Raw genomic sequence first — 15,940 nt, forward strand, 5'->3', positions numbered from 1 at the left:
CTCGAATGGTCGGCGCCCGGCCTCGGTCGTCCGGGCGCCGCACCACCAAAGCGTTGTCGTTCCCAAAGCGTCGCCCGAGAGGGTTTGCGGCCGTTCCGCTCGAGAACCACCCTTGGTGATGCTCGGAGCGGAGCCCGGTACGAGCGTCATTCGCCGGGCGAGAAGGGCCATGTCGCCGGATACTCGTCACACCAGTTGACGGTGTACCCTCCGGTTTCGCTCTTCACCCACGAAGGGTCCCATCGCTGGGCGAGATCAGCCGGGACGACGAGATCGAGCGGTTCGCATCTGGACCACTGAGGGTGCTCGACGAAAGCGAGGTCGCCGTCGCGAACCGCGTCGGCAACCTGCCAGAGCTGCGAATACGGCGGTCCGAGGACGAATGCCAGCGCGGGGGTCGATGGGATGCCCCTCCAGCACGATGCCCGAACCGGATGCTCCTGGGTCTTTTTGTCCCGCATGACGAACGAAAAGCGCCGGATATAGCCGGACAGCACTCGCACATCCCCGTAGAACGGCCGAAGGAAGCTCGATACGTCTCGCCAAAGGCCTCGGAGCGCCTGCTCCCATCCCGGCTGCTGGAGCGCCGAAACCTCGACCTGCAGAGAAAACCGATTGCTCCGAAAGTTACGGGTCGGGGACTTCGATTCGCCGCGGTCCGAGAGGCTGAATCCCAGGACGGGCCGAGACGGGTAGAACACGGCATCTCGATTCTTCGCCATGAAGCTCACGAGGGCGTCGATGCCCGTCCGGTCCGTCTTGTACTCCGGCGGCTCCCACAACCCATACCGCCGTGGAACTGCCTCCGGGAGGTGACGGGCGAGGATGCTCAGGAACTCGGACAGGCCGCCCTCGGTCCGGAGCGGCGACTCCATGAACCACCACGACAGCTCGACGACCGAAAACCGCTTCTCGGGTTTCGGCTTCTCGTACCTCACCTCTCCGCGCGGAAGGGCCAGCGAGCCTCGCTGCGGGTCTTCGACGAGCCCGGCAAATTCGGCGGCGATGGATCGAGCGATTGAACGGAGCTTCAGGCGCGCTCCCAACCATGCGGAGACCGGTTCCAGCGAGAGCTCCACGAGCACCGATACGCCGGGCAGCAGCTCGGCTGCCCCTGGTGGAACGTCCTCTGGCTCGACGGATTGAGCGGTCGTCACGACGATCTGCCACGAACGTTTCTCGAGCGTCCAGGTGCCGTCGTGCTCGGTCCATCCTCGCTTCGCGCTCAGACATGCGGACAAATCGCCTGGTTTGCGGCCCCATACTCGCAGGTCGTAGCTCATCGTTCCTCCGCAAGGCTTCACGGCCCCGCTCATGGCCCAGAGCCGCAGCTCCCGAGAGCGGCTACGGCAGCGGGAAGGCCTTCAGGCCTCCGCTGTCCGCGACGTAGGCGGTCTTGCCGTCCGGGCTCAGGGCGAGCCCAGCGACGCTGCTCACGTCCGCGACGGCGATCGGCCCCTCGTCCGCGTCGACGAGGACCGCGCTGCCCACGAGGATGGTGACGTCGCCGCGATTGTCCACGACGCCGACTCCGCCCGATGCGGCGAGTACCTGGCGCTTGCCGGGCCGTAGCGCGAGGGCCACGGGTCCCGTCGGCAGGTCGAGCTCCGTGAGCGCCTTCGCAGAGGGCGCCGCGCCCACCAGCGCGAGCTCGTAGAGGCCGATGCGGCCGACGGCGACCTCGACCGCCGCGACCGTCCACCCTTCGGCGGACGCGAGGGCCACCACCGGCTTCGGAAGCTCCAGCGTCGCCCGATCGTCCGTGGCTGCGTTCCAGCGGACGACGGTGCCGGTCTTGTCGAAGGCGCCGGTCACGTTCACCACGTACGTGGATCCGTCGACGTGCGTGACCTGGCGCACCACCGAGCCGAAGTCGAAGGTCTCCGCCAAGGCGCCGTCCGGCTCGACCACGCCCAGGGAAAACGCCGCCACGAAGATCCGCTCGCCGTCGGGCGCCAGCGCGCTGCTCCCGTCGACACCGAAGATCCCCATCGAGACGCCGCTCCGATCGTCGATCGACACGAGCGTGTGCGCGTTGTCCGCGCCAAGGCGGAAGAGGTTGTGGCTGTAATCGCCGAGCCAGACGTCGCCGGCTCGGGTTGCCAGCGGCTGCTTCGGATAGAAGTGCTGGCGGATGCAGATGTCGCAGCTTCGCGGCAGGACCATGGGCAGCTCGGCGACCACTCGGCCCGAGGGCTCGAAGACCACCGCCCCGCCGCCCTCGTCGAAGGGCGCCGGCCCCATACCCACAGCGAGCACCACCTCGCCGTTGGGCCGCACCGCGACGCCGCTCGCGCGCCCGGAGGCCTCGTAGGACCAGCTCGACGAAAGGGCCTTCACTTCCGATGAAGTGCCGGATCCACAAGCGGCGAGAACGGAGGCTGAAAGAACCAGGACCGTGAGGCGAAGCAGGCTCGACGAGGCGTACATGCCCGCCAGAAATCATGCGGGAAGTTCGGCGGCAAGGACTGCGTGCGCCCGGACGCGGCGCCGAGCATCTCGGGGGCGCGGAGCGTGTCTTCGAGCGCTCTTCCAGAACCAATTCAGCCTGGATCGCTCTCTTCCAACCGAGCCGCCTGCATCAGGAGGTAGCTTCTCTCGGTCAGGCTCGTGGTTCGGGCCGCGGCTCGTCGGTAGTGCGCGATCGCGGCCTCTCGATCGCCCTTCCGTTCCAGCAGGTGTGCTCGAACCGCATCGACTCGAAAATGTTCCGAGATGCGCCGATCTCCCGCAAGCTCGTCGAGGCGAGCGAGGCCCGCCACCGGTCCGTGCACCATCGCCAGCGCGACGGCGTGGTTGAGCGCCACCATCGGATTGTCCGACATCTGGATCAGGAGGCCGTAGAGCGCGAGGATCTGCGGCCAGTCCGTCTCCTCGGCCGTGGCCGCCTCGTCGTGTACCGCCGCGATCGCCGCTTGGAGCTGGTAGGGGCCAATCGATCCCCGCGACAACGCAGTGGAGACGAGCTCAACGCCCTCCTCGATCGCGCTTCGATCCCAGAGAGATCGGTCCTGCTGGTCGAGGGCGATCAGCTCTCCCGTCGGACCCGTGCGCGCCTCGCGGCGAGCGTCGGTGAGGAGCATCAACGCAAGGAGCCCCTCCACCTCGCTCTCCCCAGGGACGAGGCGATGGAGCATGCGGGCGAGACGGATCGCCTCGCCCGAGAGATCGGTGCGGACGAGCGCCGGGCCGGACGAGGCCGTGTATCCCTCGCTGAAGATCAGATAGAGCACGTGCAGCACGGCCCCCAGCCGCTCGGCGCGTTCCTCCTTCGTCGGCTCCTGGAAGGCGATCCCCGAAGCCTGGATGCTCTGCTTGGCCCGGCTGATCCGCTGGGCCATGGTCGCTTCCGGAACCAGGAACGCCCTGGCGATCTCGAGCGTGGTCAGGCCGCCCACCGCGCGAAGCGTGAGGGCGATGGCCGACGACGGCGAGAGCGCCGGGTGGCAGCACATGAAGAGGAGGTCGAGGGAATCGTCCCGACCGGCTCCATCCTCGTCAGGGGCGAGGGCGATCTGCTCCTCCGGAGGCACGAGGCTGACCACGATCGCCTCGCGGTGGCGGCGCGCCGCCTCGGCCCGGACCTGATCGGTCAAGCGCCGCGCCGCGACGCGGATCAGCCACGCCCGGGGGTTCTCTGGAAGACCGTCACGAGGCCATTGGGTGGCCGCGGCGAGGAGCGCCTCCTGGACCGCGTCCTCCGCCGCGGCGAAGTCGCGGAAACGACGGGTGACCGCGCCCAGCACCTGGGGCGCGATCTCCCGAAGCAGGGTCCGCAAATCCTCGGGCATCAGAGCTCGTTGGGAGGAGGACTCATCACCTGGCGCACCTCGATCGCCATGTTGAGAGGCGCCCCACCAGGACCTGGCGCCGCAGATGCCTCCGCGGCGATCTCGTAGGCACGCTCGGGGCTTTCCACGTCCACGATCCAGTACCCCGCGAGGAACTCCTTCGTCTCGGGGAAGACGCCGTCCGTGATCGGCGCGCCGTCCTTCCCGGCTCGCACGAGTCGAGCCTGATCCGGGCCGGCGAGCCCCTCCCCCGCAACGAGCTCCCCGGATTCGGCCAGCTTCTTCGAGAAGCGGATCATGAAGTCGATGTGGGCCCGGAAGTCCTTCTGCGGCCAGTTCATGATCTGGTACGGCCCCCCGCTCGGCGTGTGCATCATCAGCATGTACTTCATGGTCGACTCCCTTCGTGCGAGCGCCCCAATCTGGAGCGCGGTCTACCCGTAGTCGGAGCCGGGCCGCGTCTCTCGACATCGGCCCCGAAATTTTTGTTCCTGGGCATCAGAGCAGGTCTTCGGGAGGACCGCTCATCACCTGACGCACCTCGATCGCCAGGTTGAGGGGCGCCCCGCCAGGTCCTGGCGCCGCAGAGGCCTCTGCGGCGATCTCGTAGGCACGCTCGGCGTGGTCGACGTCCACGATCCAGTAGCCCGCGAGGAACTCCTTCGCCTCGGGGAAGACACCGTCTGTGACGGGCGCGCCGTCCTTCCCGGCTCGGACGAGTCGGGCCTGTTCCGGGCCGGCCAGCTCTTCCCCCGCCACGAGCTCCCCGGCCTCGCCCAGCTTCTTGGTGAAGCGGGTCATGAACGCCATGTGCGCCTGGAGGTCCGTCTGCGGCCAGCTGAGCACCCGATACGGCCTCGGCGTGTGAATCATCAGCATGTACTTCATGGTCGGCTCCCTTCGTGTTCCAGCGCCCTACCCTGGAACGCCCTCTACCGGTAGTCGGAGCCGGGCCGCGTCTCTCGACATCCGCCGCATTTTTCGCCAACCCGGACTCGAGGCGCCGATCCCGCCTTCAGGCGAGGCGGTCCGCCACGGCAATGCGCAGGTGTTTCATGGTGCGGGTCGCTCTGGCGATTTCGGCGGGATCTCGCCGCGGAGCTGGAAGAGCTCGAAGCGGAGCTCGGCGCCGCCCTCTCGCAACAGGTTCGCGAGCCGGGGCTCCATCACGGTCAACGAGATCCTCTCGACGCCCGGTGCGTGCGACTGCAGCGCCGCAAGCATCGGACGCGCGAGCGTCAGCCTCTCCACGCCAAAGAACGACGCACCAGGGAACGATGGGCTGAAGAGGGCCAAAGCCTCGAGAGTGCCATCCAGGCGGACGGGCAGCTCGCCTCGTGCGCGGGCCGCCGAGACGCTGCCGGGCAATAGCGACCATCGCTCCTCGAGCGCCGCGTCGTCCTCCGGATCCGCGAGCCCCGTGGCTGCGCCCTCCCCGTCGCGCGGGAGCGAGTCCATCACCGACCAGGAAACACGGAGCACGGTGGTCTCCCGATGGACGTGGAATCCGAAGGACGAGTAGAGCCGCAGCGCCACCTCGTTGTCGCGCTTCACGTTGAGGTACCAGCTCGTGCAGCCCGCGCGCCGCACCTTCTCCGCGAGAGCGTCCATCACGCGTCGGCCCACCCCCTGGCCCTGGTGCTCCCGCGCGACCATCACATGGACGACGTGTCCCCAGCGACCTACGAGGCGCGCCCAACCGCCGCCCAAGACACGGCCGTCCGACTCCACGAGGATCGCGCCGGGCATGACGTTGTCGATCCAGGCCTCGCGGCTCGGAACGGGATCGCCGGTCTGTAGCTCCGGCAAGAGCTGGCAGTACGATTCGTAGTCATCGGCTGCAGCGTCTCGGATCTGCATGGTCTTTCCTCGGACTTGAATCCGCCGAATCTAGCAGAGTGCAAACCGCGCTGGCGAAGGCCGGGCGAGCGGGACCACATCGTGGACGCAAACACCCCGCCCGGAGCGCCGCCCTGCCCTTCACGCAACCAATTGGTTGCTCATCATCGAGCGGGCGAATAACGTGCAACCAGGAGGTTGCCCATGTCCGAAACGAGCCCCGACAAGATCGATCGATCCATCGTCCTTCGCGCGCCGCGATCCCGGGTCTGGCGTGCGCTCACCGACGCCGCCGAGTTCGGCGAGTGGTTCCGCGCGAAGCTCGAGGGCGCCTTCACAGTCGGCCAGCGCACGCGCGGCACGATCACCCATCCCGGCTTCGAGCACGTGGCGATGGAGCTCGACGTCGTCCGGATGGAGGGCGAACGCCTCTTCGCCTTCCGCTGGCACCCCTACGCCGTCGAGCCGGGTGTCGACTACTCCTCCGAGCCGATGACACTCGTCGAGTTCCACCTCGAAGACGTCGAGGGAGGAACCCACCTCCGCGTCACCGAGTCGGGCTTCGACCAGCTACCGCCCGAGCGTCGCGCGACGGCCTTCCGCATGAACGACGGGGGCTGGGCCCAGCAGCTCGAGAACATCCGCCAGCATGTCGAGGCCTGACAAGCTCGCGGCGAAGAAGGCCGCACCTCTCTTCTCCGCGCTGGGCGACGAGACGCGCTTGAGGCTGCTTCGACAGCTCGCCGCGGGGGAAACGGCCACGAGCGCGAGGCTACACGCCCGATTCCGGATCTCCCGCCAGGCCGTGACGAAGCACTTGCAGGTGCTGGAGGACGCCGGGCTGGTGCGAAGCCATCGCCGCGGGCGCGAGCGGCTCTGGGAGCTCGAGCCCAATCGAATCGGCGAAGCCCGCGCCTACCTCGACTCGATCGCCCGAGAGTGGGACGACGCCCTCGAGCGGCTGCGCGCCTTCGTCGAAGGTTGATCGCCCTCCGAGGATGCGGGCCGCTCACGAATCCCTCCGCACCCGCGCCTCCGCTCCCGGTAGAAGCGTTGGTCGCAAAAAGTGTCAGCCGGGTTGAATTCGAGCGGCGGTTCTTCGTCCTCGCCCAGCCGGGCGCATGTCGCGCTCGCCTTCGCTCCGGTGCATCATGCTGCGTCCGCGTGCCGCGTCTCTCCTCCGCTCGGCGTCGATTTTCGTGTTCGCCGTCCTCGCCCTATGTCCGGCAGGGGCGCTCGCTGCAGGCCGGATCGGCCTCCTCGACGTGGAGGGCATCGGCGTCGGCGACGAGATCCTCGAGTGGACCACCGACGAGATCCGCGCCGGTCTCGAAGGCGCCCTCGAAGGGGGCGACTGGATCGTCGTGAGCGAGCAAGAGAGCTGCCAGGACGGGCCCTGCGAGTCGATCGACTACCTGGTGACCTCCCTGCTCACGGGGAATCAGGGCGGTCTCGATCTGCGCGTCGAGCTCGTCCGGACGTCCGACTACGCGACGCTGGCGGAGCAGACGATTCGCGCAGCCGACCAGGACGAGCTCCTCGGCGCGGTCCGCTCGGCAGCCAACCGACTCCCGATCGACGGCCGCCTCCTCGAAGGGCGCTCGACCTTCCTCGAGCCGAGCACCGTCGTGCTGAGCCTCGACAACTTCGACCTCCGGAACACGAGCCTCGTCCTGATGGGAGAATCGAAGGGCGATCCATGGCGCCTCGCCCTCGGTGTGGGCGTTGGAATCCCTTCCATCGACACGCGCCAGCCCGGCTTCGACGGCTTTGCGTTCAACGCCGACCTCTTCGTCGGCGTCATCCGGAGGATCGTCGGGCCGCTCGACCTCATGGCGACGACGGCGATCGGCTTCGTCAGCATCGACTGCAAGGTCTCGCAGGGCTGCAGCGGCGCAGGCGAAGCGCAGGAGGACGGCTCCTATGCCTACGGCTTCGGGCGATGGTCGAACGCGTTGCTGCTGCAGCTCCGCATGGGCCCCGCGAAATTCCGGGCGGGATACGGCTACCAGCTTCCATTCGGTGACAAACACCTCGGCATCGGGCCGAGCTGGGGCCCATATTTCAGCTTAGGCTGCGACTTCGCAGGCGTGGAGCGGTTGATGGGCGAACCGTAGCCCCGCCGCCTGCCGGACGGCTGCGCAGGTCTCATGTTCGAGGAAGGCGCGAGGGGAGGTCGACGTGGACGCCGAGCGAAACCGCATCCGGGAAATGCTCGCCGCAGGAAAGATCAGCCCCGAGGAGGCGAACAAGCGCATGGCCGAGCTGGACTCTCCTCCCGCGACCGCGAAGAGCTTGCTCACCCGACCGATCGAGCATCTTGGGACCCGACAGGCCCTCATCATCTCGACCGTCGTGGCGGTGCTCCAGCTCGTCGTGTCCCGGCTGCACGTTCGCTTCGATGGGGCGCTCGACGCGCACCTGTCTGCAATGCCCGTCTCCTGGCCCCAGGCGATCATCGATCTGGTCCTGGCGTGGCCGGTCGTCGCGCTCATCTTCTGGGGCGCGGCCCGTCTCATTGCACACCGCGGCGAATTCGTAGACCTCCTGGCAGTCGTGGGCGTGGCGAGGGCTCCTCTCGTGGTGGCGGGGGCGGTGGCCGGCTTCCTCCGGCACGCGTTCGAAGAAGCGACGACCGGGAGAGCGAACCCGGGGATGATCATCGGAGCGATCCTGATGATCGTGCTCGTGATCTGGTTCATCTCCTTGCTGGTCACGGGCTTTCGAGCCGTCTCCCGCCTGAGTGGCGCAAAGCTCGCGCTCACGTCCATCGGCGCGATCATCGTCGCGGAAGTGGTCACGAAGGTCGTGCTCGCGATCCTCTGATCCGCAGCCCGCCCGAGCCCTCGTCGCGCATCCGGCCGACCGTTGCATCCGCAGGCGCCTTCCCTCCGCATCGTTGCGCACCCGCCCGGAGTCCCCAAATTGGGTTCATCGGGCGCGGGACGGACGCGCCATGGAGGCCTGCGGCATGAAAGCCATCGTCCTGACCGATTTCGGAGACGCCAACCAGCTCGAGCTCCGCGAGATCTCCGAGCCGTCCGCAGGGACGGGGCAGGTGAAAATCCGCACCGCCGCCACGAGCGTGAACCCGGCCGACTGGAAGATCCGGCAAGGCGGCCTCTCGAAACGCCCGTCCCCCGAGGCACCGGCGGTGCTCGGCTTCGACGTCGCGGGCGAAGTCGTCGAGCTCGGCACTGGCGTCGACTCGCTGAAGGTGGGCGATCGCGTCATGGGCTTCGTCCCGCACTGCTACGCCGAGTACGTGGCCGCCGATGCCGACAAGCTCACGAAGATCCCGGACGGGCTCAAAGACGTGGAAGCGGCGGCTCTTCCCCTCGTGGTGACGACGGGCGTGGAGCTCATCGACGAGCAGACGAAGCCTGGCCCCGGCGAAACGGTGCTCGTGACCGGAGCCGTGGGCGCCGTCGGGCGCAGCGCGGTCTACGCCGCGAAAAAGCGAGGCGCCCAGGTTCTCGCAGGTGTTCGGTCAAGCCAGAAGGAGGAGGCCGAGGCGCTGGGCGTCGACGAGGTGATCGCGATCGACGACGACAGCGAGATCGACGATCTGCCGGACCTGGACTTCATCGCCGACACGGTGGGCGGCAAGACGCTCGAGAAGCTGCTTCCCCACGTGAGGAAAGGCGGGACGATCGGCACCGTCCTCGGCGCGCCGGCCGGAGCGTCGAAGCACGATCTCGAAGTACATGCCTTCAAGGCCCACCCGGACGCGGAGATCCTCGAAAGGATGGCGGTGGCGGCGAGCCGCGGCGAATTCCGGATCCCGATCGGCCGCACGCTGCCCTTCGAGAGGGCAGCGGAGGCACATCGGGAGGCCGAGAAGGGTGGCACCGGGAAGATCGTGCTCACAATGAGCTGACAGGGATCAGGCGCTGGCCGCGATCTGGCGCAGCGGACGGAATAGCCTCCGCCTCGCCGCGATCCTCCGTTCGCCGCTCGGGGCTCCTCACGCCGTCAGGATCTCGCAACCGTCCTCGGTCACCAGCACGGTGTGCTCGAACTGGGCGGACAGGCTTCCGTCGGCGGTAACCACCGTCCACCCGTCGTCGAGGAAGCGGACCTCCGGACCGCCCAGGTTCACCATCGGCTCTATGGTGAAGACCATCCCCGCCCGAAGCCGCAGGCCGGTGCCCGCCCGGCCGAAGTGCGGCACGTGGGGGTCCGCGTGCATCGTCCGGCCGATGCCATGTCCGCCGAGCTCGCGCACCACGCTGCACCCTTCCCGCCTCGCCTGCTCCTCGATGGCCGCGCCGATGTCGCCAAGCCGCGCGCCCGCCCGGACCGCTGCGATCCCTGCGTCCCGGCAACGCCGCGCCGCCTCGACCACGTGGCGCGCCTCCGGCGACGGCTCGCCGATGAAGAACGTCGCCGAGGTGTCTCCGTGAAATCCATCGACACCGGTCGTGACGTCCACGTTCAGGATGTCGCCGCTCTGCACCCTCTCGCGCGGGCTGGGGATCCCGTGACAGACCACGTGGTTTCGGCTGGTGCAGACGGCCGCCGGAAAGCCCTCGTAGCCGAGCTGACTGGGTGTGCCGCCCCGGCGGGCGGTGTCCGCGCGCACCCAGTCGTCGATGTCCGCGGTCGTGATGCCCGCGGCCAGGCGGGCCGCCACGTATTCCAGCGTTTCCTTCGCAGCGCGTCCCGCTCGCCGCAGCGCTGCGTAATCCTTCGGTCCGAAAATCTCGATCGCCATGCTCCCAAGGTTGCCGCTGCGGCGGCCCCAGAATCCAATACCCTTTCGGTATCGGGAGGCAGGGAGAGGCCAGCGCCCACACGTGCTACGTTCCGACCATGAGCTTGAACCAGCTCCGCTACTTCGTCGCCATCGCAGAGGAAGGACACATCGGCCGGGCCTCCCAGCGGCTCTTCGTGTCCCAGCCTCCGCTGAGCCGACAGATCCGATACCTGGAGGAGGAGCTGGGTACGCCGCTCTTCGAGCGGACGCCCCGCGGGGTCCGGCTCCTCGAAGCCGGCGACACCTTCCTCATCCACGCCCGGCGGGTCCTGGCGGAGGTCGACGCCGCCATCGAGGCGGTTCGCCCGCCGCGCGCCGCAGGCCCGCCGAGCGAGCCAGACTGACTCCGACCGCGACCGGCGCCCAGCCGGTGGCAAATCGACCGCTCTACGAGCCGACGACGTCCCCGGCGCTTGAGCCAGGCCTCTGGTTCAGATCGGGAACGCCGTCCGGGAAGATGAGATCCATCGGGCTGTCGAGCCACGACGCGTACGCGGCATCGTCGGCGACCGGCGCTCGACCGTACTTCTGCTCGAAGTAGGCGCCCCAATCCGGGCGGGAGCCGTCCAGATCCGTGAGGCCGTACTCGCGGGCGAGGCCCCAGGAGCTGAGGACGCGGCCGGCCTTTCGGCGGACGAGCGGATCCGCGGCGAGGGCCGCAATGGCACGGCCGACGAAGCACGGCGTCTCGGAGGACACGTAGTCGGGCGTGTGGGAGATCGCGTCCCGCCAGTTGGCCTCGGTGACGCCGAAGTGATCGAGCATCGCTTCCGATCGCAGGTATCCGGGCGTCACCGCTAGCGCCGTCACCGGCGTCTCGCGCAGCTCGCGGGAGAGTGCGAACGCCAGGCGGATGAGGGTCATCTTCACGAGGTCATAGAGCACGTTCCCGCGGTAGCCGAAGAAGTCGCCATCCGTGACCTCCACCAGGAGCCCCCGCTCCGCACGAAGGAGCAGCGGGAGCGCATGTCGGCTCGTGAGGAGATGCGAGAAGATCGCCCGCTCGAGCAACGAGCGAGCGTTCCCGGGGGTGGTCTCCCAGAACGGCTTTCCCCACTCGATCAGCGCGTCGCCGCCCCAAACGTCGTTGACGAGGAGGTCGAGCCGCCCCGACTCCCGCTCGATTCGTTGGCAGAGCGCGACTACCTCCGACTCCACAGTGTGATCCGTGCGGACGGCGATCCCTCGCCCGCCTCGCGCACCGACCAGCTCCGCGGTCTCCTCGATCGTCTCCGGCCGGCCCTCTCCGCTGGCGAGCTGTCCCCGTACGCTGCGCCCGCTACACCACACCGTCGCGCCCGCTTCGCCGAGCATGAGCGCGATCCCCCTTCCGACGCCGCGAGTTGCCCCCGCCACCAGCGCGACCTTTCCTTCCAATGCCTTGCCCATCTCGTGCCTCCATTTTGAGTACGGATGGATGATGCGCGGCCCTTCCTGACATCTCCTGTCAGGAATCCGTGCTACTTCTCGGCTCATGCGCGCCGACCGCCTCGTTCGTCTTCTCCTGCTGCTCCAGAGCCGAAGCGGGTGGACCGCGGCAACTCTCGCAGACCAGCTCGAGGTCTCCGAGCGCACGGTGTATCGGGACCTCGATGCGCTCTCCGCGTCGGGCATTCCTGTCCAGGCGGTTCGTGGTCCAGGTGGCGGCGTCTCCCTGATGGACGGCTTCCGCACGGAGCTCACAGGTCTCACCCGAGCCGAGGTCCACGCGATCGCGTCCGTCGGCGAATCGCCGGCCCTCGGCGACCTGCAGCTCCGGCTCCCGCTCCGCAGCGCCCTGGCCAAGCTCGGCTTCGGTCTCCCTCCTGCGCAGCAGCAGGTGATCGCCTACGCCCGTCAGCGCCTCCACGTGGATCCAACGCCGTTCTTCGGCGAACCGGAGGAGGTTCCCCACCTCGAAGCGCTCCGCGAGGCGGTCTGGCAGAACCGCCGCATCCGCCTCGCCTACGTCGACTTCGACGGAACGCGGAGCCGTCGCCTGATCGATCCCCAGGGCCTCGTGGTGAAGGCCGACCGCTGGTACCTGGTGGCGATCACGTCGCGTGGCCCAGCGGTCTTCCGAGGGTCTCGGATCGAGAGATCAACCCTCCTCGACCAGACCTTCGAGAGGCCGGCCGACTTCGATCTGCCGACGTTCTGGCGGCAATGGAGCGCCCGGTTCGCGGAGAAGCGCGCCGTGTACGAAGTGCGGCTCCGCCTCACCGAGGAAGGAGCTGCGGCGCTCCGCGCGCTCCGGCCTCGGGCGGAGCACGGCCACATCGCCGCGGGCGAGACCGTCGTCGACTTCGAACGCGAGAGCATCGCGGTCTCGCAGCTCTGCCATGCGCCGACGGGCGTCGAGGTGCTCGCCCCCGATGACCTGCGGAGCCGGCTCCGTGCGATCGGAACCGCCTTCAATGCCACCTACGGTTGAAGCGCCGGCTGAGAAGGCAAGGTGAAGTCGGTCGCGCTCGCCTTCACCATCTTCTCGAACTGCCCGATGAGCGGGCGTGAGGTGAGCGCGCGGTACGCGAGGTCACGCAAGAGCCGCCCCGCGCGCGTCTTCGGAGCGAAGAAGGAGCCGGCTCGCTCGGCGCCCTTCTGGTTCTCCCGGGCATAGGGAGCCATGGCCGCCTCGTATCGAGCGAGCGCGTTCTCGACGTCGGCGCCCGCACTCGTCAGCTCGGAGGCAAGCACGTACGCGCCGACGATTCCCAGGGACGTCCCCTGCCCACCGAGGGTTCCGCCCCAGGCGGCGTCCCCGAGCAGCACCACCCGTCCCTGACAGAAGCGGTCCAGCCTCACCGTGGCGATCTGATCGACGTAGAGATCGGTCGACTTGTCGAGCTCCTCCAACACGCGAGGCACCTCCCATTCCAGGTTCCTGTAGGCCTCCCTCACCCGACGCCGCAGCGCCCTCGCGTCGCTGCGTTCGCCGCGGGAGAGCGGAGCCCCTGCGAAGATCAGCTGCGCGCGGCCGACCTCACTGCCGTCGCCCGAGATCATCACCGAACGCCCGGGCACGCTGTACGCCAGCGCCTCCCCGGAAAGCCGCAGCACGTTCCGCATCGAGAACGTGGCCAGCAGGTAGCCGTGGTGGCGCAGGAACTTCGATTCGTCCCCGAACTGCACCGCGCGCACGCCCGAGTGGATGCCGTCGGCGCCGACCACCAGGTCGAAGGTTTCCTTCGAGCCGCTCGCGAAGCCGACCTCCACGCCGTCCGCGTCCGCTCGAAGTGCGGCAATGCGATCGGAGAATCTGTACTGCACGCCCGCGCTGGCACTTCGGTCGACCAAGAGGCGCGAGAGGTCGCCCCGCAGGATCTCCACGTCTCCGCTCATCATCACCGAGGGCATCCGGGCGACGGGCTTGCCCGATCGTCCGAGCAACACGAGATCGGTTCCCCGGGTTCGACGCTCCCAGATCGGACCCCAGAGGTCGAGCCGGTCGAGCACTTCGCGGTGAACGGGCCCACGGAAGTCGACGGCCTGCCCGCCAGGGCGGAGCTCCCGAGCGCGTTCGACCACCGTCACGTCCCAGAGTCTGGGGTCGAGTGCACAGGCGAGAGCCGGACCGGCGATGCCGGCGCCTGAGATGAGAATCCGTCGTCGCGTCATGGGAACCTCCGGAGCAGTGCGTACGTCGCACGCAATCGGTGCTCCGAATTTACGAGTCGATTCCCCGAATTTCACGCCACATCATGCCAAACATGGAAGATTCTGTGTTAGTACAGATCGCATGAGGACCACCTACGTGACCATCGTGGAGGACCTGCGTCGACGCATCGACGCGGGAGATCTCGCGCCCGGAGAGCGAGCACCCTCGACGCGCGCGCTGGCCCGCCGCTGGAAGGTCGCCAACGCCACCGCGGCCCGGGCACTACGCGAGCTCACCCAGGCCGGGCTCCTCGAGGCCGTCCCTCGCTCGGGGATGGTGGTCGCGAGCCAGGAGCTCTCGAGAGAGCGAATCGTCGCCGCGGCCATACGAGTGGCCGACGAGGAGGGGCTGGCGACGTTCTCGATTCGTGGCGTCGCTGCCAGGCTGGACGCGCCGGTCACGTCGCTCTATCGGCACGTCCGAAGCAAGGACGAGCTGCTCGCGCTCATGGTCGACCAGGCTCTGGGCGAGCTGCCCCTCCCCGAACGACCGCCGAGCGGGTGGCGGGCCCAGATCGAGCTTTCGGCGCGGACGGAGTGGCAGATGATGAGGCGGCATCCGTGGCTCGCTCGGCTCATGCAGATCGGTCGCCCCACGGCGCTCCCGAGCTCGCTCGGGTTCGTCGACTGGGTGATGCGCGCTCTCGACGGCACCAGGCTCGACGCCGCGAACAAGCTCCTCGTGCACATCCTCCTCCACGGCTTCATCCAGGGGCTCGCGGTCAACCTCGAAGCAGACGCGCAGGCGACGGGAGAGACCGGCCTCTCCGAAGACGACCACATGCGCACGCAGGAGGCGGCGTTCCGAGCGGCGATGTCGAGCGGCGCCTACCCGCATTTCGCCGCGATCTTCGCCGAGCTCAGCGAGGGCTTCGACCCGGACCTCGACGCGCTCTTCGAGCTGGGCCTCGGAGCGCTCCTCGATGGCTTCACGCCCATGTTCGAGGGCAAGCGGCAGCGACGCAGCTGACGCTCGGCTTCGATGGACCAGGGAGCGGTCGCCCATCGAGGGGACTCTCCAGGGATTGCTCAGGCGCCCTCCCTTGCCAACCCTTGTTCGGCCATGCCCTTCCGACGCGCCCTCCTCGTGGGCTGGATGCTCCTGGTACCCGCTTGGGCATTGGCGGATTCCGACGCGGGCGATTCTAAAGAACCGCAGCGGTGGGAGAACCTCGTCTTCCCGATGCCGATCATCGGCTTTCCGCCCAACCTCCAAAATCAAATCCAGATCTTCAACAACACGTTCACCGGCAACCTGGGCAACGGCAATGTCCCCACATTGGAGCTCTCGTACGTCACCGATCGCCACCTCGCTCTGATAGCGATCCTTCCCTTCCAGATCGGCTCCGATGGCCAGCCCAACGGTTTTCGTGACCTGGCTCTTTTCGTCCAGTACCTCGCCGCAGGCTCGCTTCGAATGGACAACATGCTGTCGGTCGGGATCACGACGGTGCTTCCGACCGGCCGCGGGAGTCTCAGCTTGCGCGATTGGTACGTCGGCCCTTTCGCCTTCGCGGGCCAACGCTTCTGGCATCGGCTGACTCTCGAGCTGAACGTCGCCGCGCTGGTGCCAATCACGAGAGGGGAATCGGCGAGGCAGCTGGGAGCAGACGGGCTGATCGCCCTCTTGCTGACGAAGCAGCGCGCGGGCTTGCCGCTCTATCTGCAGGTCGAAGCGAACACCACGACCTTCCTGGGCGGAACCTCCGGACTGCCACAAGGCGCGACTCGGTCGCCCGTCGAGTCCGTTTTCATCGCCCCGGAGCTCTCCGCGGGGCCCTTTCATACGCCCCTCAGCGACGGCACGTGGATCGCTGGCGGCGTCTTCGTCAACCTGGCCGGCGATCCGGCCCATCGGCTCATCTACACCCTGACCGTCGCCTTCGGGATCCCCAACCGCTACGGCTACTGAAGT

18 protein-coding genes are annotated in these 15,940 nt (G+C 68.1%); 9 read left to right on the forward strand and 9 right to left on the reverse strand.

What is annotated here, in order from left to right; translation table 11 throughout:
• Positions 1 to 146: 146 nt before the first annotated feature.
• The 6 genes from AKJ08_RS14435 to AKJ08_RS14460 all read right to left on the reverse strand — a co-directional run bounded on the left by AKJ08_RS14435 (position 147) and on the right by AKJ08_RS14460 (position 5,651).
• A complete protein-coding gene (locus tag AKJ08_RS14435) occupies positions 147 to 1,283 on the reverse strand; it encodes a hypothetical protein (RefSeq protein ID WP_157370709.1) in 1,137 nt (378 codons plus the stop codon).
• 61 nt (positions 1,284 to 1,344) lie between these two features.
• Positions 1,345 to 2,340, reverse strand: coding sequence for a lactonase family protein (locus AKJ08_RS14440; RefSeq protein ID WP_050726707.1), 996 nt, complete (start codon positions 2,338 to 2,340; stop codon positions 1,345 to 1,347).
• A gap of 203 nt (positions 2,341 to 2,543) precedes the next feature.
• Positions 2,544 to 3,791 (reverse strand): RNA polymerase sigma factor, encoded by a 1,248-nt coding sequence (locus AKJ08_RS14445; RefSeq protein WP_050726708.1) that lies wholly within the window; start codon positions 3,789 to 3,791, stop codon positions 2,544 to 2,546.
• The gene (locus tag AKJ08_RS14450) at positions 3,791 to 4,183 is read right to left on the reverse strand and encodes a YciI family protein (protein WP_050726709.1); all 393 of its coding nucleotides are present in this window, start codon (positions 4,181 to 4,183) and stop codon (positions 3,791 to 3,793) included. The genes AKJ08_RS14445 and AKJ08_RS14450 overlap by 1 nt, the downstream gene beginning before the upstream one ends.
• A 106-nt stretch (positions 4,184 to 4,289) precedes the next feature.
• Positions 4,290 to 4,679, reverse strand: a complete 390-nt coding sequence (locus tag AKJ08_RS14455) for a YciI family protein (protein WP_050726710.1) — start codon at positions 4,677 to 4,679, stop codon at positions 4,290 to 4,292.
• Between the two features lie 165 nt (positions 4,680 to 4,844).
• Positions 4,845 to 5,651, reverse strand: coding sequence for a GNAT family N-acetyltransferase (locus AKJ08_RS14460; RefSeq protein ID WP_050726711.1), 807 nt, complete (start codon positions 5,649 to 5,651; stop codon positions 4,845 to 4,847).
• A gap of 183 nt (positions 5,652 to 5,834) precedes the next feature.
• Here AKJ08_RS14460 and AKJ08_RS14465 point away from each other — a divergent pair, with 183 nt between their 5' ends.
• From AKJ08_RS14465 to AKJ08_RS14485, 5 genes are all read left to right on the forward strand, one after another.
• Positions 5,835 to 6,293 carry an SRPBCC family protein gene (locus tag AKJ08_RS14465; RefSeq protein WP_050726712.1) on the forward strand — a complete coding sequence of 153 codons (459 nt, stop codon included), beginning with the start codon at positions 5,835 to 5,837 and terminating at the stop codon, positions 6,291 to 6,293.
• Positions 6,280 to 6,615 carry an ArsR/SmtB family transcription factor gene (locus AKJ08_RS14470; protein ID WP_050726713.1) on the forward strand — a complete coding sequence of 112 codons (336 nt, stop codon included), beginning with the start codon at positions 6,280 to 6,282 and terminating at the stop codon, positions 6,613 to 6,615. Before AKJ08_RS14465 ends, AKJ08_RS14470 begins: the two co-directional genes overlap by 14 nt.
• Before the next feature lie 214 nt (positions 6,616 to 6,829).
• The gene (locus AKJ08_RS14475; protein ID WP_157370710.1) at positions 6,830 to 7,747 is read left to right on the forward strand and encodes a hypothetical protein; all 918 of its coding nucleotides are present in this window, start codon (positions 6,830 to 6,832) and stop codon (positions 7,745 to 7,747) included.
• Positions 7,748 to 7,811: 64 nt separating this feature from the next.
• Positions 7,812 to 8,456, forward strand: a complete 645-nt coding sequence (locus tag AKJ08_RS14480) for a Yip1 family protein (RefSeq protein WP_050726715.1) — start codon at positions 7,812 to 7,814, stop codon at positions 8,454 to 8,456.
• A 145-nt stretch (positions 8,457 to 8,601) separates the two neighbouring features.
• The gene (locus AKJ08_RS14485) at positions 8,602 to 9,510 is read left to right on the forward strand and encodes an NADP-dependent oxidoreductase (protein ID WP_050726716.1); all 909 of its coding nucleotides are present in this window, start codon (positions 8,602 to 8,604) and stop codon (positions 9,508 to 9,510) included.
• 87 nt (positions 9,511 to 9,597) lie between these two features.
• Here AKJ08_RS14485 and map read toward each other — a convergent pair whose 3' ends face one another.
• Complete coding sequence (gene map, locus AKJ08_RS14490; RefSeq protein WP_050726717.1) at positions 9,598 to 10,347, reverse strand: type I methionyl aminopeptidase; 750 nt, start codon at positions 10,345 to 10,347, stop codon at positions 9,598 to 9,600.
• Between the two features lie 98 nt (positions 10,348 to 10,445).
• On the opposite strand from map, the gene AKJ08_RS14495 reads away from it, so the two are divergent.
• Positions 10,446 to 10,733, forward strand: a complete 288-nt coding sequence (locus AKJ08_RS14495) for a LysR family transcriptional regulator (RefSeq protein ID WP_050726718.1) — start codon at positions 10,446 to 10,448, stop codon at positions 10,731 to 10,733.
• Positions 10,734 to 10,776: 43 nt separating this feature from the next.
• Here AKJ08_RS14495 and AKJ08_RS14500 read toward each other — a convergent pair whose 3' ends face one another.
• Positions 10,777 to 11,778 carry an SDR family oxidoreductase gene (locus tag AKJ08_RS14500; RefSeq protein WP_050726719.1) on the reverse strand — a complete coding sequence of 334 codons (1,002 nt, stop codon included), beginning with the start codon at positions 11,776 to 11,778 and terminating at the stop codon, positions 10,777 to 10,779.
• 85 nt (positions 11,779 to 11,863) lie between these two features.
• Between AKJ08_RS14500 and AKJ08_RS14505 the strand changes: the two genes are divergently transcribed.
• On the forward strand, positions 11,864 to 12,802 hold the full coding sequence (locus AKJ08_RS14505) for a helix-turn-helix transcriptional regulator (RefSeq protein WP_050726720.1): 939 nt from the start codon (positions 11,864 to 11,866) through the stop codon (positions 12,800 to 12,802).
• Here the strand turns inward: AKJ08_RS14505 and AKJ08_RS14510 are convergent.
• On the reverse strand, positions 12,793 to 14,061 hold the full coding sequence (locus tag AKJ08_RS14510; RefSeq protein ID WP_240475355.1) for an FAD-dependent monooxygenase: 1,269 nt from the start codon (positions 14,059 to 14,061) through the stop codon (positions 12,793 to 12,795). The genes AKJ08_RS14505 and AKJ08_RS14510 overlap by 10 nt on opposite strands.
• Positions 14,062 to 14,107: 46 nt before the next feature.
• Between AKJ08_RS14510 and AKJ08_RS14515 the strand changes: the two genes are divergently transcribed.
• Both AKJ08_RS14515 and AKJ08_RS14520 read left to right on the forward strand, forming a co-directional pair.
• Complete coding sequence (locus AKJ08_RS14515; protein ID WP_050726722.1) at positions 14,108 to 14,995, forward strand: TetR/AcrR family transcriptional regulator C-terminal domain-containing protein; 888 nt, start codon at positions 14,108 to 14,110, stop codon at positions 14,993 to 14,995.
• 93 nt (positions 14,996 to 15,088) lie between these two features.
• Complete coding sequence (locus AKJ08_RS14520) at positions 15,089 to 15,937, forward strand: hypothetical protein (RefSeq protein WP_050726723.1); 849 nt, start codon at positions 15,089 to 15,091, stop codon at positions 15,935 to 15,937.
• Positions 15,938 to 15,940 lie beyond the last annotated feature (3 nt).

This window comes from Vulgatibacter incomptus, from assembly GCF_001263175.1.
Taxonomy (GTDB): domain Bacteria; phylum Myxococcota; class Myxococcia; order Myxococcales; family Vulgatibacteraceae; genus Vulgatibacter; species Vulgatibacter incomptus.